Raw genomic sequence first — 23,665 nt, 5'->3', positions numbered from 1 at the left:
ATCTTTCTCGGCGGCCTGCGGGCCGCGACCTTACCAACATGGCCTGCTACGCCAAAGAACTCGAGCGCGAATTTACTTGTGTCCCATTGTTCGATACATTGTGTGCGATGTAAAGACATCGTACCGATGGGGCGCTACATGAGCGTGCGCAAGACCACAGCAATCAACCTGAGGATGTCCAAGGACGTCAAGGAGCTGCTTCGGCTGGCCGCGGCCCAGGAGCACCGCACGCTATCTAACATGCTCGAGTACCTCGTGCTACAGCACTGCGAGCTGCACGGACTTCGCCTTCCGGCCGCCGAACATACGAACACGGCGACTGCAGATAGAGGCCGGGTAGAAGAATGAATAGATAAGTCCGGCTGACTGAGACACGGTGAGTGACCTCCCCCCGAACTTTGCGAAGAGACACATCTGGATGCGACCGCGAGTCTCATTTCCTAGTGTGCTCGCCTCCGCTCCCGACGATATTCCCACGGAGGTAGAGGAGTCTGTTCTGCCCACAGACCACGCTTACTCGCCCTGGCTTCAAGTTCGGCTCGGGCGTAGCGCTCCCTGTCTACATAACTCTGCTCGTTCTCGTACGTCTTGTAGTGCCAAGCCAGGCCAGCTCGAACCTGCGCGAGGCACGCGTCTTCATTGCCAATGATGACTTTGCCGATGATGCGTCCATAGCGGTCCACCTTATTCCAAGCAACAGATACTTGCCTGCCGAAGACCATGCTCGACAGGCCCTGCTTTGACCGGTTGCCGAACGCTTGCTTCTTCTCCGGGGCGTCGATGCCGGCGAGCCGAATCTTGTGCTGCACGTGTGCAGCGTCGAGCAGCGTAAGCGTGTCCCCATCTGCGATGCCCACGACGAGGCCAGTCAAGGTATTCGCGAACGACCCGGTGGAGAGCGAAAACAGCAGGAACGCGATGCCGCTGAGCAGCACTCGCCAGAGGCAGGGCCGGACCGCGTCCGTTGTTGCGCCTATTACCGCCCTCGGTCGGCCATCAAAGGACATCACCGTCGCGCCTCAGTCTTGTAGAAGTAGTTCTCTACCATCAGTCGAGCGCGGTCAGACTGCACGGCATCGGAAATGGAACTCTTAAGCTGAACATAGTGCCGACATTCGGGGTCTTGGCTCTTGCTCCAATTGAAGATGCCCTGGATACGGCTGACAAAATCCTGGTTCGAGTGCGAGCCGCCGAGGACCTCTGCCATGCCAGGCAGCGCCCGGCCCGCCGCCTCACGCCTGGGGGGCCACGCCGGAGAAACCACGACCTGGTCTGGCTTCACCTCGACGGCAAACAGGAACTCCACTTTCCCTGTCTCATCGGCCCAGCAAGGTGGATAGTCCCTGCCGCCACGAGCGTCCAGCCGGTTCTTCAAGAACGCGACCTGCCCCCGCAGGTTGGCGTTCTCCTTGCGAACAAGTTCCGGATTTGTGCCATCCGGGGCAAGCTCACGATAGCTCTTGGCTGCGGCCACAACATCGTGAACGGTCTTGGCCTCCTCGCCTCGCCGCAGCTCCTTGTTCAACTGTTCCTTCAGTTGCCGCTTAAGCGCAGCCGTGGCCGCGATTGCCTGCTGAACTTTGGTCAAAGCATCAGCGTCGCGGTGCGGACGTCGTGTATTGGGGTCGGGACGAGGCTGGGCAGCAAACGTGGAGGCAGCCGAAGATGACTTAGGAACCGAAGCCGCCGGCGCCGACGGCTTGGCATCGGGGGCTTGCTTCGTACTACTCGATGCGGCCCCTGCCGCGCCTGCCGGCTTCCCTTGAGGCTGAGACGCTCCGGGTGCGGTCGATGGCGCTGGGTCCTCGGCTTCATCGAGCGACTTCCGAATCTGGTCCTGCAGCGCCAGCGCTGAGGTGACCTCCTCGCGCATGACACCTGGTTGGGCGGCAGGTTGGACTTCCTCCAAGCGCTTGCTCAGCTCCGCAAGGGCAGTCAGTTTCGCATCGAGGTCTTCCACTCGCAGCTTCAGTCGGTCTCTCTCGGCGCTAACGTCCTCCACCGCGATGAGCTTCGTGATGACCTCGTCAGGGCTGCCGACGCCGGTCCCTTGAAGAGCCGCCTTGAGGGCGACCTTCGCGGCGTCAAGTCCCTTGGTGGCACGCTCCGCTGTCTGCACTTTGGCGAGCTCGGCTTCCGCATCCTTGCGCTTTGCTTCCTCGCTGAACACGAGATACCCCAGCAGCAAGAGCAAGATGAACGCTATCGTGAACGCGATTTCCGTGAGCGATAGCTGAAAGACTTGGTCGTTACGTTGCGCCACGCCCTGCCCTTAAGTGCCACTGGGCGTCTGCGCCGCCGGGCCAACCAAGCCAATGCCGTTCGGCGCCGGCGGAGGTTCGAGGGCAAGAGGGGCGGGGCTGAGCGCGGCCGAGTCTGGTGACGGGGCCTCGCCGAGCGCAGTGAAAAGCTTGCTGGCGCTCAGGTGCCCGTTGGCGTGCGCTGGTGCCATACCGCCGGTCGCAGTCTCCCTCAGGGGTGGCGCGACGTACGGCGCCGGCCCATCGAGCGCTGAGCTAGCTCTGGCATCCTGTATCCGCCCCGCTACCTCTCTAAGGTCCGAACCCTGGGCTCGAAGAGTGGAATCAAGGGACGCCAGCTGTTGAACCATGCTGTGTAGTTGCTCGACGGCTGCATCGACTCGTTCGATGGCTGCAGCTGCGTTCTTGCCCAGCGCCGTAAGCGTCTTCGCCGCCTCGACGTCCGCGGTCGCAATGCCGTCAAGCTTGCCTGCGACAAGCGCTGAGGCCGCCGAGTTGGCAGCCAACTTGCCCGCCACAGTAGCGTGAGTGCTTGCACTTTCCGCAAGCTGGGCTGCAATCTGCTTCGAGGCCTGCGCTGTAGCGCCCATCTGCGTGCCCAGAGTCTCCGTTGCGTGCGCGTTCGCGCCAAGCTTCGAGACGACCTCGGCAAGCGACTTGTCGAGCGCCCGTCGAGCTTCGGTACCTTCGGTAGTGACCACAGTCAGTCGGCTTGCAAGGCCCGCGGATGCATCGTTGCTGGCGTTGAGCCCATCAAGTGTCTTCGCGAAGAGGCCGTCGAAGCCAGCGAGGGTTGTGTTGAGCTGCTCAAGCGTTGTGAGCTGGCCCTGGGAAGAAGCAAGAACGGCTTGCTGCTGCTCGGTCAGCCTGAGCACGGTGTCGAGCGACTCCTCCGCCGCTGCCGCCTTGGCGCGAAACTTCTTCAGCGCCCCGGCGAGAACGACGGTCGATTCTCCGACCTCAGTTGACGCACGCACGACTGTCCCGGAAATCTCGGCCGCCGCGCCCTGAAGCTGGCTGAGGGGTCCCGCCAAGTTCTTGGAAAAGTATTCGTCCGGGAATGTGGTGGTTCTCAGACGGTCGGTCACTGCGTCCGTGAAAGCGCCTACACGCTGCTCAATGCTCGCGAGGTTGGTCTGCATGCCCTTGGAGTACCCATCGACGGAGTTGGATAGGCGAACACTGGCTCCGCGCACCTCAGCCAGTGCCCCGGTGAACGCCTCCTGGTTTCGATTGGTGAGCTCGCCGAAGAAATCGGTGAGCTTGTCGGCGTGGTTCTTCGACAGGGCCTCGACCTCCATGTTGACGCGTTCGACAGTGGCCTTTGAGGCGAGGGAAACGTCGGCCTGAAAGTCGCGCAACTTCTCCAATGCAATGACCAACTGCTCACGGAATTTCTGCGATGCCTCGATGACGGCTTCTTCGGCATCGTGGATGGCGTCGGCGACATCCCGCTTGAAACTCACGAGGTAGACACGAACCGCAAGACCAAGCACCGTGCTGACCATCGCAGCGCCGAAGCGCACGGCGATATCTTGAATCTTCGTGCCAATGTTCGGTAGGTCGAACAGGCTGAAAATGATGGACGTGATGGTGAAGATGAAGCCGAGGTAGTAGCAGGTGTCGGCAAACTTCTCGTCTGTGACGTCTTTGTCGTTCCGCTTTAGCCCGATGAGGATGTACGCAGACATCAGAGCAAGCGGAACGGCAAAACCCAGGTCCCACGGACGCCCGAAGTACCAGCCCATGCCCGAGGAAAGGACCTTGAGAACGAGTACGACCAGAAATAGCTTCTGAACGCGAATGTCGAGGATGCGGGCCATTGTCAACCTTCCAAAGGTCGGACAGCGACGATACGTGCGCCCGCTTTTGCAAAGTAGTCTTCCCAGAACTTCAGGTTTCGCTTGGTCTGAAGTTGAGGGGCGTTCATCAGGTAGTGGATTTCCACTTCAACGCCACGCATCTCGAGTTGGGCCTTTTGCCCGTATGTCGAAGACGCGAAGGACGGATAGTCCACCGGTCCCTTGTACATGCTGTACTGCGGAGTGTTCTGCAGCATGTCCGACATCACGACGAGTCGTCGTTCGCCCTTGACGTCGTGCGCTCTGAAGCCGTTGACGGCCACTAGCTGCATCATCTCGAAGATGGGTGAGTACTTCGCGGGCTGAGACGCAAGTAATGATTCGGACTGCTTGAGCAGAGGCTCAAGGAACCCCGTTTGGTACTGCTTCTTCAACCGTCGCAGGTTGTCCGTCAGTTCGCTCTTGTCTTCCCCGGTTCCTGGATTGCACAACTCCACCAACGGCTTTGCGTTTTCTTTGAAATCCTCTCCCAGGACGAACACCGACAACAAGTAGCCCTGCGGAATGCGCCTTTCGACGAGTTCTCTCAGCGTGACGGTGAACGCTTCCTTCTGCGTGAACGTCAATGGGTCTGTCTTGTCGACCAGTAGGACGTAGTGACCTTTTGGACCGCTTGCTGGGCAGAGCGACGCCTTGTCAAGGCCTGGAGGCCTCGTCAGCGTGTAGTAGGCGCCGCCGGCCACAACAACTCCCACGAACGCGAAAGCTAGCGTCCCAAGAACGATGTTCTTGAGCCGGCGCTGTTTCGCGCGCTTGCCGAGCGTCGCCATCACGCATCTCCCTTCCGCGGGAAGTGCGTGCCAAGGGGTTTGAGTCGGTCAAACTGCTGGCTAAAGGAAGCCTGGATGCTTGCCCGCACTTGCTGGACTTCTGCAAGAAGCTGATTAACGAGCTCGCGCTGTTTGGCCAGGGCGTCTTCGTCCGCGGTCGTGTCAAAGTCGGGAACGTTCAGTTTGAGAAGCTCAGGCATAGTGTCGAAGTAAGGCGGGCGAGCCAAGCCTGTGCGATGAAGTTGGTTCTCCGTTCGGAACTTCTTCAGCAAGGCATCCAACGAGTTGTCGGCGTCCCGGAGCGCGTTGGATAGCCTAGAACTGGCGCTCCGCTTGTCTTCTATGCGCGACTCGAAGACGGCGACGGCGGCTTGCGATTCCTGAAGCACCCTGTCGAGCGACTTCAACTCCTCTTCCTTCAACTCTTCAAGTTGCGTGCGCATCGTGCCCATTTCCTCCTCGTGGTCGTCGATGGCCTCTTGAGTCCGCCGAGAAATTACTCCATAGCCGGGGTAATGGTCATCGAAGAACAAACCGTCAAAAAGTGCGATGACGGCGAAGAAGATGCTGATGCCAAAAAGCGACCAAGAAGATATGTCGGCAAGCTGAACGGGACTCGCCATGTAGGCTTGGGAGGCTGATTTGGCAGGGTCCAAAGCCTCGCTTGTCAAGGCGTCGCGGTAGTGGGCGATGCCAAGGCCTATCGCCATCATCGCAGCCAGCGCGGCGACAGAGCACAACACTCCTAGCAGCTTCCAGCCGAAGTGCCGATGATTCAGGTATCGGACACCGAAGAGACCGAGCAGGTAGGCAACGGTAACGTTCAAGGCCGCGAGGATGCCGGCCCAAACGAATCCCCCAAGAAGCCCGGTTGTCAGACCTTGAGCGAAAAACGTGGCGTTGCAAGCACCTTCCAGAACGATTAGCACGAACAGAAGGCCCACCCGAAGGAACTTTCCTGTTCCCGACGGGTAGTTGGCCTCTCTTGTCAGCCTATGCTTGGCTTGGAACGCGTCGAGCTCGCTCTTTCGACGCATTGCCGTGTCGCCCAGACTGCGAAGCGCACCCTCTTGTTCGGAAAGCAGTGTGCTTGCCCTCCTCTCGAATTCCTTGTCTGCTTGTCGGGCGCGATTGACCGCTTGCGCTACGTTGAGTTTGCTAATGTCACCGCTAAGAATGCCGAAACGCCGGACCGCCCAGTCGACGTAGTCTTGGCGAGCCTTTTCGACACGTTGCACCGCCGCGGCCTCAGGGCCGGAAAGCGCTTTCGCATCTGGCGCCGGCAAGCCTGCCTCCCCGAGGCGCTTGCCTTCCTCCGCGAGTCGCAGGTCTTTGGCTAGTTGGTCGACATCTATCGGATTTAGGTCAGGATGCCCCTTGTTGAGAGAAGCGCGTGTAGAAGCCGTAAGCCAATTCCAAAACCGCCCTACCAGTCCCATTTGTCATCCATGAAGAAAGCGGTAAACCGCCAAACGAGAACGAAGACCAGTAGCGGCAATCCCGAGTGATTTCGGAGTACCGGATGAATGTGCCCGAGCAGGTTCAGTAGGCTGGCGGTCATTTGGCGGGCGTTTTCTTCTTGGAAGGTTGGTCAGGTTCAATGTCCAGCCCCTTTTTTTCGCAGTAGGTGAACAAAAGCGTCTCGAGCATGTTCGTCTGCGACCGGTGTTCACGGGCCGCTGCCGTTTCAAGCAAAAGCTTGAAGCGAGGGGAGACCCGGAAGCTGACGGCGACGGTCTTTTCTGCGGACATGGAACGGTCAATCCTGTATAGCGGCCTACGATACATGTATCGAGTCGTTTCGGATAGGGAGAATCTGGCCTTTGTGCGCCCTCTCCCCGACTTCGGGGGTAAACAGTTCGCGACACTTGCCGGCGTACTCAGGCGCACCCTGTTCAAGCCGCCGACGAGCCCAGGAAGGCTCACCCAGCCAATACACTGGCTGCGTGAAAAGCATTTGCGCGGGCCGAAGCGCATCCTGACCACTAAGGCAAATGGAGGTCGAGGTGGCGGAGTTAGTGTTGGTGCCAGAGCCGTAGCCGCGCGTTCCTTGGCTACGTCGCATGCGGCGCGAGCGCGGCGCGACGTTTCGGCGCGCCGTTCAAATCTCCGACGAGGTTCGTCCCGCCCCCAGAAGCCCCGTGTAGCCGTCGTCGATGAGCTCGTACTGCCTTTCGTGCACCCAGGCGTGTCCACCTCCGGCCTTGGCGCTCGAGTACCCCCATCCTGCCACTTGGTGGCACACCGCCGAGTCGACGACGATGCCCACCTTCTGGCCAAGTTCGGAGATGTTGTCCTTGTGTCGCAGGAGGCGCTCAAGCCAGTTCTCCAGATGAGGTCTGGCGGCAAGCGAGTCGGACTTGCTGCGATTGCATTTGGCGTGCGCAAGAACGAAGTTGTGCGCCAAGTCCCGTGAGTACAGCGAGAATGGCATGAAGTGGTCGACGTCGCAGGCAGCAAGGACGTCTCCGCAGTAGAAGCACTTCGCTCCGTCAATCTTACGCAGCCCGGCCCCCAAGAGAAGCAGCGACTGCCGTGGCGTTGCGAACAGGAAGTCCTCGAGGTCATCAACGTCGCCCAGGACGCCGTGGTTTCTTGTGTTGGCCTTGACATGGCCAATCCAGCGCGTACGCGCCAGTTGCTGAATCAGCGAGTGGAATCGCCGCAGGCAGAAAGCGACCCCGGGCTTCAGCCTGATAGCGCCTTTTGCTGAGCGCTCGTACAAGAACTTGTCCGTGATGCCGCCGAAGTTCTGCAAGCGCGCCAGCGGCTGTGCCGACACGGTTGCGCCCACGCTGCTGACCAGCGCCCCGTATTTGGGATGCGAGCGCGCAGCCTGCGGAGACATGACGCCGCACGTTGCCCTGAAGTCGGCGATTTCAGCGACGACCGCTGCCTGAGTGCCGAGGTTTTGGCTGAGCACCGCGGGCTCAGCCCCGGGTCGGCCGATGCCGTACGGAGTGGCCTGCCGCCAGTACAGCTGCACGAACCGCTCTGCAATCTGCCGGACGGTCAGCGAGAGCTCATCGCCATCATCTTTTCCAAGCTCAACGGCGAGGTCCGCCAACGCGATGAGCATGGCGCATTTGTACGTGGCCGTGAAGTCGCCTTCGTTGAACAGGCGCTGCACCCTGGAAAGAAAAGACAGCTGCGTGTCGGCGGAAGGCGGTGGCGCGTGCGTCACGACTGCTGCCCGGACCAGTAGTCCGCCTTGCCCGGAATCACCCAGCGGACGCCGCCTCTGGGGTCTGCGACGTCGCCGGCATACCGCGGAATGAGGTGGATGTGCAGGTGCGGCACCGTCTGACCGGCCGCCAGGCTATCGTTGACGCCGATGTTGTACCCCTGCGGCCCGAGTTCGGCATCAACCGCGCGCTTTGCCTCGACTAGGAGCGCATGCATAGCCGTGCGCTCTGCCTCCGAAGTGTCGAAGTAGGAACCTATGTGGCGCTTTGGGATGACTAAGCTGTGTCCTGGGGACACGGGGAATCCGTCGCGAATCCACACGGCGTGCGCGTTCTCGCCGAGGACGCGCTTACGAGGCAAGGTGCAAAAGAGACAGGGTCTTTCGGTCATGGGCGTCAGCCAATCACGCGCCTGAATGACGCTCTGTAGTCGATTGGCTCGATGTGCAATTGCTTGGAGACGTCACCCCGAAGCATGTACAGCGATGGTGATTGGCGAAACTGAAAGAGGCGGTACAGGAAGAAGGCGTCTCCAGCCTCCTGGGAGAAGTCCAACTCATTTCGGCTGATGACGAACGACGAGGCGTGGGCGCCGTTGGTTGTCTTGACCTCGATGTACCTCGGTTCCCCTGGCGCATCGTAGGAAAGGATGTCGTACCCTGCGCCGTCGCCTAGCCGGTCAGACACCCAGTCGAGACGCTGGAGGAGTTCAGGAACACCAGCGTCTGCGAGACGCTGGTGTTCGAACTCAATGGCCCACTGCTCACCGGCTCGTCCCAGCTTGCGGTTCGATTCATCCCGGGCCGCGAAGTCCACCTTGCGGGGAAGCCTCACACGTGGCGCACCACTCTCCACCTTGGCTATAAGCTCAACCGGCGGGGGTTGCACGACCACTGCTTTGAACGTCTTCTCCCCAGGCGTTTTCACCTCCTCCATGGCATCGACGACTTGCCGAACCATGTCCGAGTGGCCCAGCACGAACTGCTGAACAGCCTTCCGAAGCAGCAGCTGAACATTGCTTCGAGGCTTGTAGCCCGAAATGAAGGGCAGCTCCATGCTGTGGAGCACCGCGCTGATGTTCTGGTGCTTGAGCTCGACGGAGGCCTTGCTGCGGCTCTTCAGCTGCTGACGCAGCGCCGCATTGAACTCGGTCTTCTTATAGGTGGATTGCAGCGTTTCCAGGCGCAGCATCTCGAAGTACGAGGCGACCGTGGCTTGAACCTCCTCGGCGGACCAATCTTCGCCGATGCGAACCACCTCGAAGCCTAAGCCTTGCAGCTTCGGAACGACGGTAGCTTCCCCGCCAGAGAAGTCTTCTGGCTTCAGCGGGCCCTCTTCTGGGAACTGAACCCCGTAGGCGGCCCCGACAATCGCCTTGGAGTCACACAGCTCCCCAGACCGTGGGTCACGCACCAGGTAGTCGCGAGACTTCCCGAACTGATAGCGTTCAAGGAAGGCAGACCTTCCGAGCTTGACGAACTCGTCGAGTGCGGCCTGTACTGAGGCCGGACTTCGCAATTGAGAAAGGCTCTTAGACAACGCTCGCCCTCATTGTTCTGCTGTGCCTGGTGAGCGGCTAAGGACTACTGTGGTCCATCACCACGGTGAGGGAGCGTCTCATGTTCGCTTCGGCGTGGAGTCCCCGGACGGGTACTTTTGAGCGTTCGAATCAAGCTTGTGTTTGACCGCCTCGTTCAGGTCGACGCCGAGCACAGAAGACAGCCGAACCAAGAAAACTGCGTTATCGCATTCGAGCGAATGCTGGGCTGCGGCCTGCGTCGGGCTTTAGCCTAAGCCTCGAATCTTTACCTGCGAACGGCCATCCGACGGCACCACACGCTTCTAGCTGCCTAAGCCGTTGTCGCACCGTCACTTTCGGCAAAACAACGAAGCGCGAACCTCTTTGTTCCACGCTGCGCGCTCTTACCTCCCGTCTCTTGTCGTAGCGCTGGAACCCTCTGCGGGACAGCGATAACAGACGTTACAGCGATACATCACAGATGTGATGGTGGCGTGCGCCCCTGCACCTTGACGACTGTCGTCCCCTACGGCCCTGATATGGCGTTGGTCTGTTCGGAACTTGATTGGCTCGGCGTGGCCCAGCAAAAGTCAGCTAAAAGCACACTCACCCAAAAGGAGATTTTTAAGGAACTACCGATTGATATAGAACACCCGTGGTTAGCCGAAAGGGTTGGTCTTATCCAGCTTCTAACGATTTCTAAATATCGACCGGTCCCTTTAGTAGCTATTCTTTAGCTTGGCAAGCAGGACGGCTAAATCATAAAAACACGAAGTTCTTTTACCAAGCCGACTTTTTATTGGGAACCGGATTACGGTTGCTATAGTATTTAATACCCACAACTTCTACGCGTAGTGTACTGCATTTTGCGCTGAGGTTGGCGTACATATGTCATGCACGACAGGCACTTGCGATGCATTTCAAAGATAATCGTGACGCTCGTCCGGAAACCGAAGTTGGCAATATCAAGTTGCCTTGCCAACCCTGCGGAATGGCCGATGATTCGCAAGTCCAATATTTCGATAGGAGTATGCGAATGGCAAAGAGAAGGACGGCGACCAGAGTGGTCACCAACGCCGGACGGTTAAGGGTTTTGGAGGTCGTGGCCTCAGCAAAGGCCTTGGGAATCGCTCCGACCGAGTCGTCGGTGGAAGCCGATGGGCTCGTTGACTTGGAATACGACAAAGGCATCATGAGTTTCCAGGTCCAGCCCGTCACGCTCGAACTGGTCGTGGACGGCGTTGCGCGCAAATACACCCCGGACGTGAGATACGTGCGTCACAGCGGCGTCATCGGTTTTCGCGAGTTCAAGCACTCCGAGTCGCCACCGGAGCTGGATATGGTCCGGAAGCTCGACGCCGCCCGAACGCAGTTGACTAACTCGGGGTACGAATTCGATATCGTCGAATCCGACCAGCTGCGGCGCGGCTTTCGCATGGACAACCTGCGCACGCTGAAGCGCTATTCGGCGTGGGCCCGCAGCCAGGCTCTGCGCGAGAGGGTCCTGGCCGCTGTCGGCGACGGTGAGGGGACCGGTCTGGGGGAGCTTCGAGAACGGGTCGGCACTGCAGACCTTGGTAGTTTGTATCGGATGCTTTGGGACCAGGAACTCGGCGTCGACCTCGAGAGTGCCCGCCTATGCGACGCGACGCCGGTCTGGAGGCTGCCGTCATGAAGTCCCCGCCCCTCTCGTTTTCGGTCGACTCGGAGTACGTTATCAACGGCATCCAGATGGTCGTCCACTCGTTCGACGAGCGAACGGGTCAGGTCCGCCTGCGCAATCCGCTGTCCGATGCAAAAGTCGACTTCAGTGCATCTGAACTGGCTCTGATGCGCATGAACGGACGACTGTCCGTGGCTGCGGATACCCAGGTCAAGCACACACCGACACGTCAGCCCACGTTGAGGCGGCTGTCTCGCGACCAAAGCCTTTGTGTCGCACGCCGCGCCGCGTACGCCAGGGCCAGCGTCCATCTCTATCCGGTCGGCCCGCTCAGCGCTCGGCTTCGGACTGCCATCGAAGAAGTCGCCGCGCGAATCAATGACAGCCGTCCGCCTTCGTCCCACTCGGTTTACCGATGGGTACGGCGACTGGTGCTGTCGAACTATGACACCGGAGTGTTCCTGCAGGACGCGGGCGCCATCCGTCAACGGAAGCCCCGCATCGAACTCAAGGCACAAGAGCTTTTGCGCCAACAGATTGAAGACTTGTTGGGTCGCACCAAGCACGCGACCTTGAACGGCGTGATGAATGAGGCACTGGCGCACGTCGCCAAAGAACTCGGATATCACACGTTCATCAGCAAAGAGGGCGACGAACACCCCGTAGAGGAATTCCTCGCGCGGCTGCCACAGCAACCAGCCAAGCCCACTTCGAAGGGGTTCAGCCGTGTCGTTTGAATTCAAACCTTTCCGGGTCGGTCGTGAGACGGTTCGCCGTATCGCCTTGACAGTCGACCGTTATCAGCTGATGCGCGCCCGCCATGGAGCGGTTGTCGCCAACGCCAAACGCAAGCCGCGCGCCGCCGGTGTTGTCACCACGCGTCCATTGCAGCGTGTCGAACTCGACCATTTCCTGTGTGATGTGCATTTGGTTTGCAGTCGAACCGGCGCGCCGATGGGCCGCCCCTGGTTGACGCTGGCAGTCGACCACTACTCGGGCATGGTGGTCGGCTACCACCTGACGTACGCGCCGCCGTCGGCGGCGTCAGTGCTGGCGGCGCTTCGGCACGCCATCCTGCCCAAGTAGCCGAACTAAGCCTGCCCTTTACCTATGACCCTGCCGGCGCCATCGCGCCGGCCGAGCCGCTGCATGAGCGGCATCCTCACCCCGCGAAGCACACCTATGCACCAGCATCCTCTGAACTCTTTCTACACTTTCGGCGGTCAGCCGGCCGACAGCACCCGATGGCATCGCGTCCGCGCCGGAGGCTGCTATGACGCCGAGGTCGTCCCGGTCGACTTCCTGTGGCTACCTGTGGGACACAAATGAAGGCGGAAACCATTGAGACCCGCCTTCGCGAAGAGCTTGATGCGGTGCCCTGGCCCGCCTGCGGAATCATGGACCAGTTGGTGGTCGACAATGGTCTGGACCTGACCTCGCACGGCGTTCAGGATTGCTGCACGGCGCTGGGTATCGACTTGCTGTTCACACCGGCACGCTCGCCTTGGTACAAGGGCGTTATCGAGCGGTTCGGTCGGACCCTGAACACGCGATTCATCCACTGGCTTCCTGGCACGACATTGGGCAAACCGACGAGCGACCTGAACTACAGCGGCCGCGACGACGCGACGTTCACGATTGAAACCTTCGAACTGCTGCTCGAACAGTACATCCGCACGGTGCACAACCAGTCTCCTCGTCGCACGAAGGACGGTACGCCGACGCGTCGCTACCTGCGTGGCATCGCGGAATGGCCGGTCCGGCTTCCCCTGTCGATGGACGAGTTCGATGCCGCCTGCGCGCTGACTCGCGTCGCGACCGTGCGCCAGACCGGCCTGACGTTCGCGGGGCTGCAGTATCAGAACACCGCGCTGGGGCAACTGTGGAACCGCGTTCCTCAAGGCACGCGGCTGACCTTCAAGGTAAACCCGCTGAACTTGAAGACCATCAAAGTGCTGCGGCCTGTCACCGAGGAAATCATCTCGGTTGATTGCGTCGATGAGTTCGTCTGGCCGCGCACGCTGTCGTACCACCTCGCCGCGCGCCAGCAGGCCCGGACGATGAATTTCAGTCCTGACGACAGGCGGTCGCTGGCACTGGCGGAGGCCAAGTTGATGGCCACCTACCAGCTCGCGGCGCGCGAAGGAAAGAAGACCTTGCGTCGCATGGAAGCCGAACTGCTGCGGCAGTCTCAGGCTGTCGAACTTGAAGACGAAGTACCCGCCGCAACGGGACCGACGCCCGAAGCAGCCGGCGACCTGGACAGCATGCTCAGCAAGGTGTTTGCGGAGAGCACGCAGTGAGTACCGCGAACGCTGCTCTGCCATGGCGTCAACGTTGTTCAGCGTCGAGGCCATCCGGTAGGGTGGCGCTCGCGCAGGCTACCGCGACTGCGGCCCAAAGCGATTGGCGTCTGCGCTCTCTGCTGACCGGAGACAAACCGTGAGCGTTGCCGAACTTGACCTGCGGCCCGACCTGCCCGACGGTCCGCTCAAGTGTGCTTATGCGCGACTGAACGCGGTCTATGTCAAGACACGGCGCCATGGCGCAGCCCTGAAGGCCATGGAGGGCCTGTTCATGGCCTCACGGCATGCGTGTAGTCATCAAGGCTTCGCTTTGCTGGGAGACAGCGGTGCCGGGAAGACAACCACGCTGCGTCACTTCGAGGGTGCGCTGCGGCGGCAGTTGCAGCGCTCGCCGGAACAGCCCAGTCCGCTGCCCATCGTGACGCTGTCGTCGGAAACGACTCCCCGAGACCTACTGCAGATGCTGCTCGCAGCGCACGGTGACCCGGTGTCGCAATCGGGGACGCGCGGGCAACTCGAAGAGCGGTTCAAGAAGTTGGCAGCGGCCCGCAGTGACGCCCTGGGCCTGGGGCTAGACGAACTGCACCACGCGTTCGAAGGAAAAAGCGGAAACAAGCGCGTCGCCATGGCCTCTACCCTGAAGACCGTCGTATCGGCCTATCCGAAACCCATCATCGCCATGGGCCCACTCTCTGTCGATGCCTTCCTTGACGGCAGCGACGGCCTGCCGATGCGCTTCGAGCAACGCGAGTATCTCGAGGACCTGCGGCTCGACTTGAACGACGACCTACTCGACCTGCGCGAGGTGCTCGAGGCGATGGACGCCGTACTCGTCTGCGCGCCGGGGTACGCGCTGGCTTCCCGTGACATGCTCAAGCGCCTCTATCTCGGTGGCCAAGGTTCGTTCGGCCGCTTGGTCAGCTTGGTGCGTCGGGCATGCGCCAACGGCGCCATTGCCGGCGCCGCGTCCGTCGGGCCTGTGCATTTCAGCGCCGCGTGGCGCGCCGTCGCGCCGCGCCGGCTTCGGCACGACAAGCACGACCCCTTTTCGCTTCCCATCGACACAGTGACGTCGCTGGCCGCGCAGCTGAACGCGCGGCTGACCAAATCAGACGTTACCTGACCGCAGCGCTTTCGTACGACATGCTCCATTCCAGTAACCCGACCTTCCCTTCGTTCGTCATTCGTCGCGCGCTGCTTCCTGCCGAGAGCCTGGCCAGTTTCGTCCAGTGGCATTGCGCCGAGAACGTCGTCCCGCGCATGGCGGACCTGTTTCGGCTCCTGGCAGAGTGTGGAGGCTCACCGGTCACTTCGATTCATGACCTTGCGCAAAGCACCGCTGCCCTGCAGACGTTGGAGCGTGTGACGCGCTCGCCCGCCGGAGCACTTGACCACTTTCGAGTCACGACGCTGAGCTCCGCAATCGACGGCGGCACAGAAGTCCGAGTCTTGCACGGCGCCTACGAATGGCCGGAGCACAGCCGTTCTCGACGAGTTCAGGCTATCTGTGGACCCTGCTTGCGTGACGCCGGATTTGCACGCGTCGACTGGGAGTTCGTCCAAGCACCTGTGTGCACCCGGCATGCCGTTCGGCTGCTGGACCGCTGCCCGGCCTGCAGCGTGGCCCTGGGATTCAACAGAACTCAGCTGAGCCGGTGCCTCGCCTGCGCCGCTGCGCTCGATGCAGCGGCCCCCTCGGCGGTCGAAGAGGTAGTCGTAATGGCGGCGCGCCTGGTACAGGAGCCGCGCACGTGCGCCTTTGGAACGGCCGCATACACGATTCCCCTCGAGCCGCAGGAGCTATCGGGCCTGCTTCGCTTGATGCTGCTACCGGCCTTCGGCGAAAGCACGGAGTACGGCCTTAAGAAGGGTCTGGAGACTCTCCCCCTTGCACGCCGGGTCCAGGCCTTGCGGCGGTTGGGCTCCGCCGTTGTCGATGGTCGACTGGACGCCGACGCCTTGCGCTCCCTCGCGTTGGCGCGTTGGCCATACGCCTCGTGGCTTGTTCGCGACGAGCGAGTGCGCCTGTTGCGCGAAGCCTGTAGCGACGTCAACCTGACCCAGGACGTCAGCGCGATGTTGTGCTGGGGTACCGACAAGCCCCTTTACCCCACAGCAGGAGAGACCTTCGGCAGTCGCATGCCGCGCATCTTGAACCTGCCGGAGCTTGCCGAGCATTTGAACTTGAAGTTGGTTTCGCTGAACGAACTGCTGGCTGCTGAAAACATCGACGCTTGTAAACCGAGCGACGACGGCTACGACATGGATATGGTCCTCGAGTTGCATCGTGTCGTGTGCGCCATGCCGACCTTTCAAGAGGCCGATGCCCTGCTCGGCTGGCCTGGTGTTGCCGACGAGCTGGTCGGTATGAGACTGCTGACGTCGCTCAGCCTAACGGACGGCAGCATGGCAATTTATCCGCGCAGCGTCAGCGAGTTGCTTAGTCGCATCCGTGAGCGAGTTGTCGACGTGCCGCAAGCTGACGACGGCCACGCGGTGTCCTTGGGTCTGGCCGCAGACTTCTCCTTCGATGCAAGGCGTTTCGCATGGGCAATTGCGCAGGTCGTCGGAGGGTCGCTGCCAACGTTTGGCTGGGAGCCCCCGTTCAATTTGGTTTCGTTGCGCGTGTGCGAGCAGCGGTTGCGCGCGTTGTCCAACTGGCCTCAGAACGAGACCGGCAAAGCTAGGTAAGGCGATGCCGCCTTCGGACCAAGGCGAACGCTGAACTGCGAGTCAACCCGCAAAAGCTTCCACACGGTTTGCTATTCACCGACACTCACGCCTCTCATATGACTCTGCCACGTGAACGAACGAACGCGGTCCTAGGCACCCGAGAATTCCGCCGGCTCATCGACCGGTCAGCCACTCCAGACGTGCCCGAACACGTCCGCGAGGAAGCCCGCACATTGCTGCGACACTTCCCCGACCGAGGAGACCTGGCGTTGGCTCACGACGCTTGTCCGCATTGGTTCGGAAGACCGCTCGACTGAGTTTGGGCTGGCGCACACCCCGGCATCAAGCAATCGCGGAAAGGCTTTCCAGTCCATCGTCGCGCCAGGTGCGGTGCCCCAATTCTTATCGTTCCGCATACTCAGCGGCGACCGCCAGTACCTCGGCCAACCGCCCCTTGCGCAAGGCATCGAGCGCCGATTCCTGCAGTCGGCGGGACTTCTGATGGAAGAAGTCGAACTTGGCTAACGGCGGTAACGCGCCAAGCGCTTTTGACACCCGCCCCAAGGAGCGGCGGTCCAGCGTCGCCTCCGTGCAGAAAGCTGGGTAAAAGCTCTCGCCGGTCGGGCTTGATACGGCAAACAGCCTTAACTCTTTCAGTGCGCGGCTCACGGCTTGCCGGTTCACCTGAAGGCGGCGTTGCAGCTCTCCAGAGGTGATGAGTTCGCCGGTCTCGATGAGCACTGATGTTCTGGCGGCCTCGGCTTCCTTTGCACGCGCCATGAACTTTTTGCCTTCGCGAATCGATTTCGCCGTAGTCATGGGTCGAGAGCGTCGCGAATGGACCTCGCGGAGGACGACCTCCGCAACAGCGTCCTCCTGCATGGCGCGAGCCCACTCAGCCGGGCTCACCGACTTCTGCAGAATCAGATTGTCGACATGGTCAACAAGGACTGCCAGCAGGCGCTGCAGAGTTTTCAACTCCGAAGCCGTCACTCCTTTGCGGAGAACGCGTATCGAATCCTCAAGCACGACGGTCCACGCTTGCTCCTTGCTCGAGGCTATCGGCTCAGCACTCACAGGAGTCGCATCTGAGTTCAGATATGCCCGAACGAAAGCGCTGTCGCATGGCCTTTTGTATTTCCATTCCGCAGGCGAATCTTCATTCACGTGGGAACAAGCGGACGACGTTTGCCGGCAGTCTGGGCTCGCCATTCAACCTGGCTGTTCGACGCTCGGCAATGATGGTGCATGTTTCACGGCGTACGCGCACGCCCCCTGTCGGTAGGCTTCGCGTGACCGGCATTTTGGTTTCGGCCCTGTCAAGCGCTTCGATGACGTCGGTATTCACGAGGTTCACGTACACCTCGGCCATCTTCGTCGTCTTGTGACCCAGTACCAAACGCAGTTCGTGTGCGTTCAGACCTGCTCGCGCATAGAAGGTCGCTCCCAGATGGCGCAAGTCCGCGAAACGCAGCCACTTGAGGCCCGCCTTCGCTCGCACTCCCTCCCACGCCAGCTTTACTGCGTTCTTGCTCATGGAGAAGACGAACGGCGTGTCGTTTCTCGGCACTGCTCGGAGCAGTTGCACGGCTCGCTGCGACAGGGGCAGCGTGACGTTGCTCCCCTTCGCCCAAACGTGCACCTCTCGGGTTTCTAGGCTGAGCTTGTCCCATTCGAGCTTCAACAGTGAACCGCGTCTCATCGTGCTCACCAGCGCAAGCTCAACCATTGGCCAGAACTGCGGGTTGTCGCATTCGGTCAAGGCATCAACGAGGCGGCTTTCTTGCTCTGGTGTCAGGCGCACGAAGCGATGCTGCGACTGCCCGAGTGCAATGCCGACCGCGGGGTTGCGGAATCCGTCCCAATGCCACTCGCGAATGGCCACGTTGAACGCTGCTTTGAGTACCGCCAGTTCCTTCTGCACCGTGCTTGGAGTCAAGCCTTCTGCCTTCATCGTTGTGCTCAGCTCACGCAACTGACGGGTGGACAAATCAGCGCAGCGAGTGGCGCCGATAGCCCGTATCAGGTCGTAGGTCCGGGTTCTGCGGCTGCGTCTCTTGGCCAAGTGGGCTTGCCATCCTGCCGGCGTCTTGGAGCCAATCGGGTGCTCCTTAGGCAGCAGCTGATGGGAGCCGTCGATGAGTTCGCGGCGAAGTGCAGGCAAACGCGCGCCAACTAGGTAGTGGTTGATTCTCCCGAGCTCGGCCTCACAGCCGCCCTTGATGACCGTGAACTCGTGCGCGTAGCGGTTGAGCAGCATGGCCACGGTCGCCACCGTCGGTCCGCCCAGTTCGGGGAGCCGCTGCGTATGTCCCATACCGCTCGTTCTTCGCATGCCGACGTCTCCTGCTGGTCTTCGCGGAATCTACGAGCTGTCGAACTCGCGAGCAACTGGACCGCAAAGCCCGACGACTCTGCACAGGTGCATATATGCGCACATTTGCCTTTCGTTAATGGCGCCGCTAGGCTGCATGTCCAGCTTGCTGCGCTCGCAAGGTGTCGGCAAGTCGGGAACCTTTAAATCGGACAAGTGAAAACGTCAGCGTGCACAGCTTCAGCGTGGCACGCAACTTCGGGTTTGCCGCCAGCCCGGGAGCGCGCTTTGCCCATATGGCGCCATGCGCGAAGAAGACTCCTGGTGCCACCGGTTCGTCGGGGCGTGGCTGCTGGCGGACCCGGGCGGCGACGCCAACTTCGTCCGTCGTCTGGCGCAGCGCAGTTTCGCGCATGAGGGTGAACAGATGCCGCCTGCGCTCGCGGCACGGGAGCACCTCGACTTGCTGCGTCGCATCAAAGCGACGACGAGGCCGCCGCGTTCGCGCTGAGCTTGGTGGGCTGGTCGACATCGACTGTCACGGCGCGGTACCGCCCGGCAAAGAACGTGCACGTGGCCATTTTTCGGTTGTAGTCCGGCGCATCATCGGTCCACCATACATTTCCGCGTTTGCCAAGCGCTGTCTTTGCCTCATCGACCAGCAGACTGGCCATAGACCGGACCACCGGCGGGACGTTTCCTCTCAGCATGCGCCGTGCATGCATCAGCGCGTCCACGTGACGCCTGCGCTCGGCCTGCGGCAGCTCGGGATTGAACTTTCGCCAAAGGCGGCCGCGGACCACGAAGTAGGTCCGTTCAAGTCCTTCATGGGCGCCACCGGCGGCCTGTGGAGAACGCAGAGGCTCAAAGGCAAGGTGGCTGCGGGATTCACGGTGTCGTCACTCCCATCAGCGACAAGCAGTCGACGCTTCTGTCGAAGTTCATCTTCAGCATGCAGCACGGCATGTTGTGGGTGGGCAACCCCGTTCTGCCCGAGCAAAACAAGGGCGTGCCTTATGACGAAGCAGCGAACCGATTCGGCTCGTGGTCATGGATGATGCGCAGGCAGGTCATGGGGGCAGCCGCTGACTCGTTCGTCTCGGGCGACAACAAAACGGCCGTCATGATGTTGAAGTTGAAGTCCGGCGGCGTTCGCTCGGCCCAGAGTTCGGCATTGCTGCTGCTCGGTAGCGCGTAGTAACTGCTGTTGACCTCGACCATCGGAAACCGGGTCGCGTAGTAACGGAGCCGCGCTTCGGCTGAGTTGCAGCCCTTGGGGTAGAAGCGACCACACTTGATAAGTCCCGGGTCAGTCATGACGCGGTCCCGACAAGAATCTTCGGGCGCCCGGGCGGTCCAAGCGGCTCCGGAGCAGGCTCTGGTTCGAGCTCGAGCGGAAGTTCAGACACCAAAACTTCTTCGCCCGCACCCGGAGCGGCGCCGACGACTGCGCCGTCACCTGGGGCAACTGGGTCTTTTAGTAGTTTGGCCATCGTTCATCGCATCGGTCAGAGCGAGCCAACGTGACGCTGTCGCGCCGCCGGCCGGTCGTGCATACTGTACGCCCATACAGTACTAGGAGTCCCTTAATGGCGGCCGTGTTGCGATGGACCGGCGACGAAGATGAGCCGGTCCCGGCACCCCTTCCAAGCGCTCGATGTCACCGCGGCCGCCGCACGCCCGGACAGGCGCTCGAGCTGCCGCCGGAGCTGAGCTCCGCCGTCTGGCGCGGCGCCGAGCTGGGCTCGTCGGTCACCACGGTCCTGTCCAGCGGCTTCCCAGCGCTCGATGCCGAGCTGCCGGGCGCCGGCTGGCCTTGCCACTCCCTGACTGAAATCCTTCAGCCTCAGCCCACGGTGACCGAGTGGCGACTGCTGGCACCGTCGATTCGGAAAGTGGTGGCTAGCGGACTTCAGGTCGTCATCGTTGGGCCGCCCAAGCACCCGCACCTGCCTGGCTTGCGCTTCGCGGGGCTGGACGAACGCCACTTGGTCTGGATTCAGGCCGAAACGCCGTCGGAGCGCCTGTGGGTCACCGAACAACTCGTGAAGTCGAACTCAGCGGGCCTGCTCGTGTCCTGGCTTCCCCAGGCGCGCCAGGAACAGATTCGCCGGCTCCAGGTCTGCGCGGGTGCATGCGATGGCCCGGTCTTCCTCTGCCGTCCCGCCGCGGCCGAGTTCGAGCCTTCGGCGGCGCCGCTGCGCGTCCAGGTCCGTCTTGGCGTCGACTGGGAGCTGCAGGTTCACCTGCTCAAGCGCAAGGGGCCGACGCACGAGTCTGACATTCTGCTGCCGTCGATACCCGGCGGGCTCGATTCAATTCTTACGCCGCGGTTGATGAAGCCGAGCTTGTTGCTCGCCGCACGCGAACTGCGCGACACCGAGGTTCCCCGTGTTGTGGGCAGCCCTGCTCCCCGACAAGCGTCCGTCCGACGAGTCGCGGCGCACTGAGGCCACCTCGGGACTCGCGACGTGGTGCCTCCAATTCACACCCCGCGTTGCAGTCATCGAGCCGCTCTCCGAGTCGCCTGCCGTCGTGATGGAGCTCGAGGCCAGCGTGCGTCTCTTCGGTGGCAAGAAGAAACTGGTGGAACGAGTTCGCGAAGAGTCTGCCGACCTGGGCGTTCGCCAGCTCGCCTGGGCCCCGACCAGCCTGGCCGCCGTCGCGGTGGCGAGGTCGGGCACGTCGAACGGGTTCTCCAAGCCACTGGAGCAGGTGCTGGACCGATTGCCGCTGGACATGCTGACCCGCGTGTCGACGCATCAGGCAACGCTTGCGCGCCTGGGGTGCAAGACGTTGGGCGATGTGCGGGCGCTGCCGCGGGGCGGCATGAGCCGGCGTTTCGGGGCGGAATTGCTCGGCGCCCTCGACCAGGCGTACGGCCTGCTGCCTGAGGCGCACGACTGGGTGGAGCTGCCTGACGACTTCCACATGAAATCCGAGCTGCCGTCGCGCATCGAGCATGCGCCGGCAATCCTCTTCGGCGCGCGGCGCCTCTTGGTGCAGATGGCGGGCTGGCTGGCGGCAAGGCACTGCGGGGTCACGGCGTTCACGTTGCGTTGGTGTCATGACGCGATGCGGTCGAAGTCGGCGGGCGATGGTGGCGAGCTGGTGGTGCGCACGGCCGCGCCGACGCGCGACATCGAGCACCTGACGCGGTTGCTGGCCGAGCACCTTAGCAAGGTGGAACTGCTCGCGCCGGTGGGCGACCTCGAGCTGCTGGCGTCCGAGGTCCATTCGCTGGAGGACAAGGAGCTCACGCTGTTTCCGGAACCCCAGCAGGCGGGCGAGAGCCTCGCGCTGGTGCTCGAGCGCATCGCTGCGCGGTTGGGCCCGGAGCGCGTGCTGCGGCCGGTGGTGACCGAGGACCACCGGGTCGAATGGATGTGCCACTGGCAGCCGGCGCCTCAGGGCCGGGCCAAAAAGCTCGCGCGCACGGTCGACGTTTCGCAGCCTACCTTCATCCTGCCGGAGCCGCTGCGCCTGGCCACCCGCGGCGACCGACCGATGTACCAGGGCGTCCTGCTGCTGCTTGCCGGCCCGCACCGGGTGGAGGGCGGCTGGTGGGACCGGACCGTGGTGGACGGCCAGGCGGAGACGCGCAACGTCGCCCGCGATTACTGGGTGGCGCTCAGCGAGCACGCCGGCGTGTTGTGGGTGTTCCAGACGCGCCTTGCCGACGATGAGGCCGCTTGGTTCCTGCACGGGATGTTCGCCTGACCCGGTCGGTCATGTAGGTGCTCACCCGCATTCGCGCACGTCACTGGCTGGCAGACCCGCTGAGGCTGACGCCGATACTGAGACCTCCATCCAAGAAGGAGACCAGCATGTCTGACAACAAGTCCATGGCCGGCGGACAGGACCGCACCCGCATCAACGTCAAAGAGGAGTACGAGCTTCAGGACTGGGCCAAGAAGTTCGACGCGACGCCCGACCAGATTCGCGACGCCGTGAAGGCCGTTGGCGACAGCGCCGCGGACGTGGAGATGCACCTGAAGGGCAGCCACGCGACCAGCAACGCTGATGCACAGTCGCGTGCGAAATCGCAGAGCTGAGCGATGATGGACAAGCCGCCGAATGACGAAAGAGCCCATGAGTGACCTGCCGAAATCAGACTCCACCGACCCGCGGGAGCAAGACCATGGAGAGCTGTTTCGCCCGGACACCCGGCAGCTCCCGACGGCTCCGCTGAAGCTGCCCAGCCGCAAAACGCTCTACGTGCTGCTGACCGCCGCTGCCGCTATCGCTGCCGCCGTTATCGCCAGCGGTCGATAAGCGGCTCGAGCCCCGCCCGCACCGGGGCCTTTCTACTTGCCGGCGTCATATTGCTGCGGCAGACTCACGCCTCCGGACGGTGACCAGGAGGCTCCATGAAGGGAGTCGGCGAGTACACGGCCAGCAAGACGGACTGGATTCGGCGCGCCACGCTGCGCCTGCTCAGTCGCAACCAGGAAATCTCGGCATGGGACGCCGTCGTAATTGCGACGGCCGTAGCCCAAGGTTGCGCGTGGACTGACACTCCACCCGAGGCCGCCATCGACGCTGCATTCGAGCGCTCCGCTTCAGTAACGAACCGACCCGACAGCCATCCCACGGAGAACACGGCGCGTCACTGAGCCGCGCGTTGCCTACAGCTCTCCCATCTGCGACAGACCGCGCTCCGACGAGAGTTCGCCGCGCCCTTAGTGCACTTCGAACAACTCCTCTGCGGCATAGCCCAAACGGTCCAACTGCGCTTCATCCAGGCTGAGCGTGGTCGCCGTGATGAGCGCCTGCTCTGCTTCGAACAGCGCGGTCAGCAAAGGCAGCAGTCGGGCGTAGAGGTCTTGCTCTTCGCCGGATAGGAGCACGTGCGCGAGAGTCGCTGTCAGCACCGCGCTGGCGAATACAAGCTGTTCCATTCCGAACCGACTACCGAGCGCCAGTGCAACAACATTGCGCAATACGCTCAGGTGCGCATAGGCCGCGCGGCGGATATGCGTTGGCGAGAACGTGCGCTCGCCAGGAGCGGCGGGAGGTGCGCGCTCCAGCAGCAGAACAAGAAGCGCCTGCTGCTCTCGTAAGGTGTCGGCAAGTCGGGACAACGGGGCAACCTCAAGACAAAACGCCAAC

At 61.8% G+C, this 23,665-nt stretch carries 29 protein-coding genes; 14 read left to right on the top strand and 15 right to left on the bottom strand.

What is annotated here, in order from left to right; all coding sequences use genetic code 11:
* Window positions 1-138: 138 nt before the first annotated feature.
* On the top strand, window positions 139-348 hold the full coding sequence (locus ASC76_RS18200; protein WP_056471084.1) for a DUF1778 domain-containing protein: 210 nt from the start codon (window positions 139-141) through the stop codon (window positions 346-348).
* Window positions 349-440: 92 nt separating this feature from the next.
* On the opposite strand, the gene ASC76_RS18195 is transcribed toward ASC76_RS18200, so the two are convergent.
* From ASC76_RS18195 to ASC76_RS18150, 9 genes are all read right to left on the bottom strand, one after another.
* A complete protein-coding gene (locus tag ASC76_RS18195) occupies window positions 441-935 on the bottom strand; it encodes a thermonuclease family protein (RefSeq protein ID WP_235580509.1) in 495 nt (164 codons plus the stop codon).
* 71 nt (window positions 936-1,006) lie between these two features.
* Window positions 1,007-2,263, bottom strand: a complete 1,257-nt coding sequence (locus tag ASC76_RS18190) for a hypothetical protein (RefSeq protein ID WP_056469569.1) — start codon at window positions 2,261-2,263, stop codon at window positions 1,007-1,009.
* Window positions 2,264-2,272: 9 nt separating this feature from the next.
* Entirely contained in the window at window positions 2,273-4,084 is a 1,812-nt protein-coding gene (locus ASC76_RS18185) for a hypothetical protein (protein WP_056469566.1), read from the bottom strand.
* Window positions 4,085-4,086: 2 nt separating this feature from the next.
* Complete coding sequence (locus tag ASC76_RS18180; RefSeq protein ID WP_056469563.1) at window positions 4,087-4,893, bottom strand: hypothetical protein; 807 nt, start codon at window positions 4,891-4,893, stop codon at window positions 4,087-4,089.
* Entirely contained in the window at window positions 4,893-6,332 is a 1,440-nt protein-coding gene (locus ASC76_RS18175; protein ID WP_157615819.1) for a hypothetical protein, read from the bottom strand. Before ASC76_RS18175 ends, ASC76_RS18180 begins: the two co-directional genes overlap by 1 nt.
* A gap of 118 nt (window positions 6,333-6,450) precedes the next feature.
* Window positions 6,451-6,645: a hypothetical protein gene (locus ASC76_RS18165; protein WP_056469554.1), complete on the bottom strand. Its 195-nt coding sequence runs from the start codon at window positions 6,643-6,645 to the stop codon at window positions 6,451-6,453.
* A 349-nt stretch (window positions 6,646-6,994) separates the two neighbouring features.
* Complete coding sequence (locus tag ASC76_RS18160) at window positions 6,995-7,972, bottom strand: HNH endonuclease (protein WP_235580508.1); 978 nt, start codon at window positions 7,970-7,972, stop codon at window positions 6,995-6,997.
* Between the two features lie 101 nt (window positions 7,973-8,073).
* Window positions 8,074-8,469 (bottom strand): HIT family protein, encoded by a 396-nt coding sequence (locus tag ASC76_RS18155; RefSeq protein ID WP_056469547.1) that lies wholly within the window; start codon window positions 8,467-8,469, stop codon window positions 8,074-8,076.
* Between the two features lie 5 nt (window positions 8,470-8,474).
* On the bottom strand, window positions 8,475-9,617 hold the full coding sequence (locus ASC76_RS18150) for a DUF3883 domain-containing protein (protein ID WP_056469544.1): 1,143 nt from the start codon (window positions 9,615-9,617) through the stop codon (window positions 8,475-8,477).
* Window positions 9,618-10,660: 1,043 nt separating this feature from the next.
* On the opposite strand from ASC76_RS18150, the gene ASC76_RS18145 reads away from it, so the two are divergent.
* A complete protein-coding gene (locus ASC76_RS18145) occupies window positions 10,661-11,272 on the top strand; it encodes a TnsA endonuclease N-terminal domain-containing protein (RefSeq protein WP_157615817.1) in 612 nt (203 codons plus the stop codon).
* Complete coding sequence (locus tag ASC76_RS18140; RefSeq protein ID WP_157615815.1) at window positions 11,269-11,997, top strand: hypothetical protein; 729 nt, start codon at window positions 11,269-11,271, stop codon at window positions 11,995-11,997. Before ASC76_RS18145 ends, ASC76_RS18140 begins: the two co-directional genes overlap by 4 nt.
* Here ASC76_RS18140 and ASC76_RS25775 read toward each other — a convergent pair.
* On the bottom strand, window positions 11,981-12,187 hold the full coding sequence (locus ASC76_RS25775; RefSeq protein ID WP_056469535.1) for a hypothetical protein: 207 nt from the start codon (window positions 12,185-12,187) through the stop codon (window positions 11,981-11,983). The genes ASC76_RS18140 and ASC76_RS25775 overlap by 17 nt on opposite strands.
* A 27-nt stretch (window positions 12,188-12,214) precedes the next feature.
* Here ASC76_RS25775 and ASC76_RS26390 point away from each other — a divergent pair, with 27 nt between their 5' ends.
* From ASC76_RS26390 to ASC76_RS26670, 5 genes are all read left to right on the top strand, one after another.
* Window positions 12,215-12,346 carry a transposase family protein gene (locus ASC76_RS26390; RefSeq protein WP_162247143.1) on the top strand — a complete coding sequence of 44 codons (132 nt, stop codon included), beginning with the start codon at window positions 12,215-12,217 and terminating at the stop codon, window positions 12,344-12,346.
* 239 nt (window positions 12,347-12,585) lie between these two features.
* Window positions 12,586-13,563: a DDE-type integrase/transposase/recombinase gene (locus ASC76_RS18130; protein WP_082549272.1), complete on the top strand. Its 978-nt coding sequence runs from the start codon at window positions 12,586-12,588 to the stop codon at window positions 13,561-13,563.
* Window positions 13,564-13,702: 139 nt separating this feature from the next.
* Window positions 13,703-14,689, top strand: a complete 987-nt coding sequence (locus tag ASC76_RS18125; protein WP_082549271.1) for an ATP-binding protein — start codon at window positions 13,703-13,705, stop codon at window positions 14,687-14,689.
* Window positions 14,690-14,709: 20 nt separating this feature from the next.
* Window positions 14,710-16,257 carry a TniQ family protein gene (locus ASC76_RS24855; protein WP_162247142.1) on the top strand — a complete coding sequence of 516 codons (1,548 nt, stop codon included), beginning with the start codon at window positions 14,710-14,712 and terminating at the stop codon, window positions 16,255-16,257.
* A gap of 98 nt (window positions 16,258-16,355) precedes the next feature.
* Window positions 16,356-16,556: a BPSL0761 family protein gene (locus ASC76_RS26670; RefSeq protein ID WP_082549269.1), complete on the top strand. Its 201-nt coding sequence runs from the start codon at window positions 16,356-16,358 to the stop codon at window positions 16,554-16,556.
* Window positions 16,557-16,641: 85 nt separating this feature from the next.
* Here the strand turns inward: ASC76_RS26670 and ASC76_RS18115 are convergent, their stop codons facing one another.
* Window positions 16,642-17,406 carry a hypothetical protein gene (locus tag ASC76_RS18115; RefSeq protein ID WP_157615811.1) on the bottom strand — a complete coding sequence of 255 codons (765 nt, stop codon included), beginning with the start codon at window positions 17,404-17,406 and terminating at the stop codon, window positions 16,642-16,644.
* Complete coding sequence (gene xerC, locus ASC76_RS18110) at window positions 17,399-18,574, bottom strand: tyrosine recombinase XerC (RefSeq protein ID WP_082549268.1); 1,176 nt, start codon at window positions 18,572-18,574, stop codon at window positions 17,399-17,401. The genes ASC76_RS18115 and xerC overlap by 8 nt, the downstream gene beginning before the upstream one ends.
* A gap of 283 nt (window positions 18,575-18,857) precedes the next feature.
* Between xerC and ASC76_RS25495 the strand changes: the two genes are divergently transcribed.
* A complete protein-coding gene (locus ASC76_RS25495; protein WP_056469510.1) occupies window positions 18,858-19,064 on the top strand; it encodes a hypothetical protein in 207 nt (68 codons plus the stop codon).
* Here the strand turns inward: ASC76_RS25495 and ASC76_RS24845 are convergent.
* Window positions 19,030-19,356, bottom strand: a complete 327-nt coding sequence (locus tag ASC76_RS24845) for a hypothetical protein (RefSeq protein ID WP_200947195.1) — start codon at window positions 19,354-19,356, stop codon at window positions 19,030-19,032. The genes ASC76_RS25495 and ASC76_RS24845 overlap by 35 nt on opposite strands.
* A gap of 211 nt (window positions 19,357-19,567) precedes the next feature.
* Window positions 19,568-19,774: a DUF72 domain-containing protein gene (locus ASC76_RS26665; RefSeq protein ID WP_371262160.1), complete on the bottom strand. Its 207-nt coding sequence runs from the start codon at window positions 19,772-19,774 to the stop codon at window positions 19,568-19,570.
* A gap of 368 nt (window positions 19,775-20,142) precedes the next feature.
* On the opposite strand from ASC76_RS26665, the gene imuA reads away from it, so the two are divergent.
* The 5 genes from imuA to ASC76_RS25490 all read left to right on the top strand — a co-directional run bounded on the left by imuA (window position 20,143) and on the right by ASC76_RS25490 (window position 23,169).
* Window positions 20,143-21,003: a translesion DNA synthesis-associated protein ImuA gene (imuA, locus tag ASC76_RS18095; RefSeq protein ID WP_056469507.1), complete on the top strand. Its 861-nt coding sequence runs from the start codon at window positions 20,143-20,145 to the stop codon at window positions 21,001-21,003.
* Window positions 20,945-22,273, top strand: a complete 1,329-nt coding sequence (locus ASC76_RS18090; RefSeq protein WP_371262149.1) for a DNA polymerase Y family protein — start codon at window positions 20,945-20,947, stop codon at window positions 22,271-22,273. Before imuA ends, ASC76_RS18090 begins: the two co-directional genes overlap by 59 nt.
* Window positions 22,274-22,380: 107 nt before the next feature.
* Window positions 22,381-22,608, top strand: a complete 228-nt coding sequence (locus ASC76_RS18085; protein ID WP_056469504.1) for a DUF3606 domain-containing protein — start codon at window positions 22,381-22,383, stop codon at window positions 22,606-22,608.
* A gap of 37 nt (window positions 22,609-22,645) precedes the next feature.
* Window positions 22,646-22,828, top strand: coding sequence for a hypothetical protein (locus ASC76_RS18080; protein WP_157615809.1), 183 nt, complete (start codon window positions 22,646-22,648; stop codon window positions 22,826-22,828).
* A 95-nt stretch (window positions 22,829-22,923) separates the two neighbouring features.
* The gene (locus ASC76_RS25490) at window positions 22,924-23,169 is read left to right on the top strand and encodes a hypothetical protein (protein WP_157615807.1); all 246 of its coding nucleotides are present in this window, start codon (window positions 22,924-22,926) and stop codon (window positions 23,167-23,169) included.
* Window positions 23,170-23,235: 66 nt separating this feature from the next.
* Here the strand turns inward: ASC76_RS25490 and ASC76_RS25485 are convergent, their stop codons facing one another.
* Window positions 23,236-23,637, bottom strand: a complete 402-nt coding sequence (locus ASC76_RS25485) for a hypothetical protein (RefSeq protein WP_157615805.1) — start codon at window positions 23,635-23,637, stop codon at window positions 23,236-23,238.
* Between the last annotated feature and the right edge of the window lie 28 nt (window positions 23,638-23,665).

This window comes from Rhizobacter sp. Root404, assembly GCF_001425865.1.
In the GTDB taxonomy this organism is placed as follows: domain Bacteria; phylum Pseudomonadota; class Gammaproteobacteria; order Burkholderiales; family Burkholderiaceae_C; genus LMDS01.
Note: the sequence above shows the minus strand (reverse complement) of the source record. Positions and strands in the feature narration are given on the sequence as shown.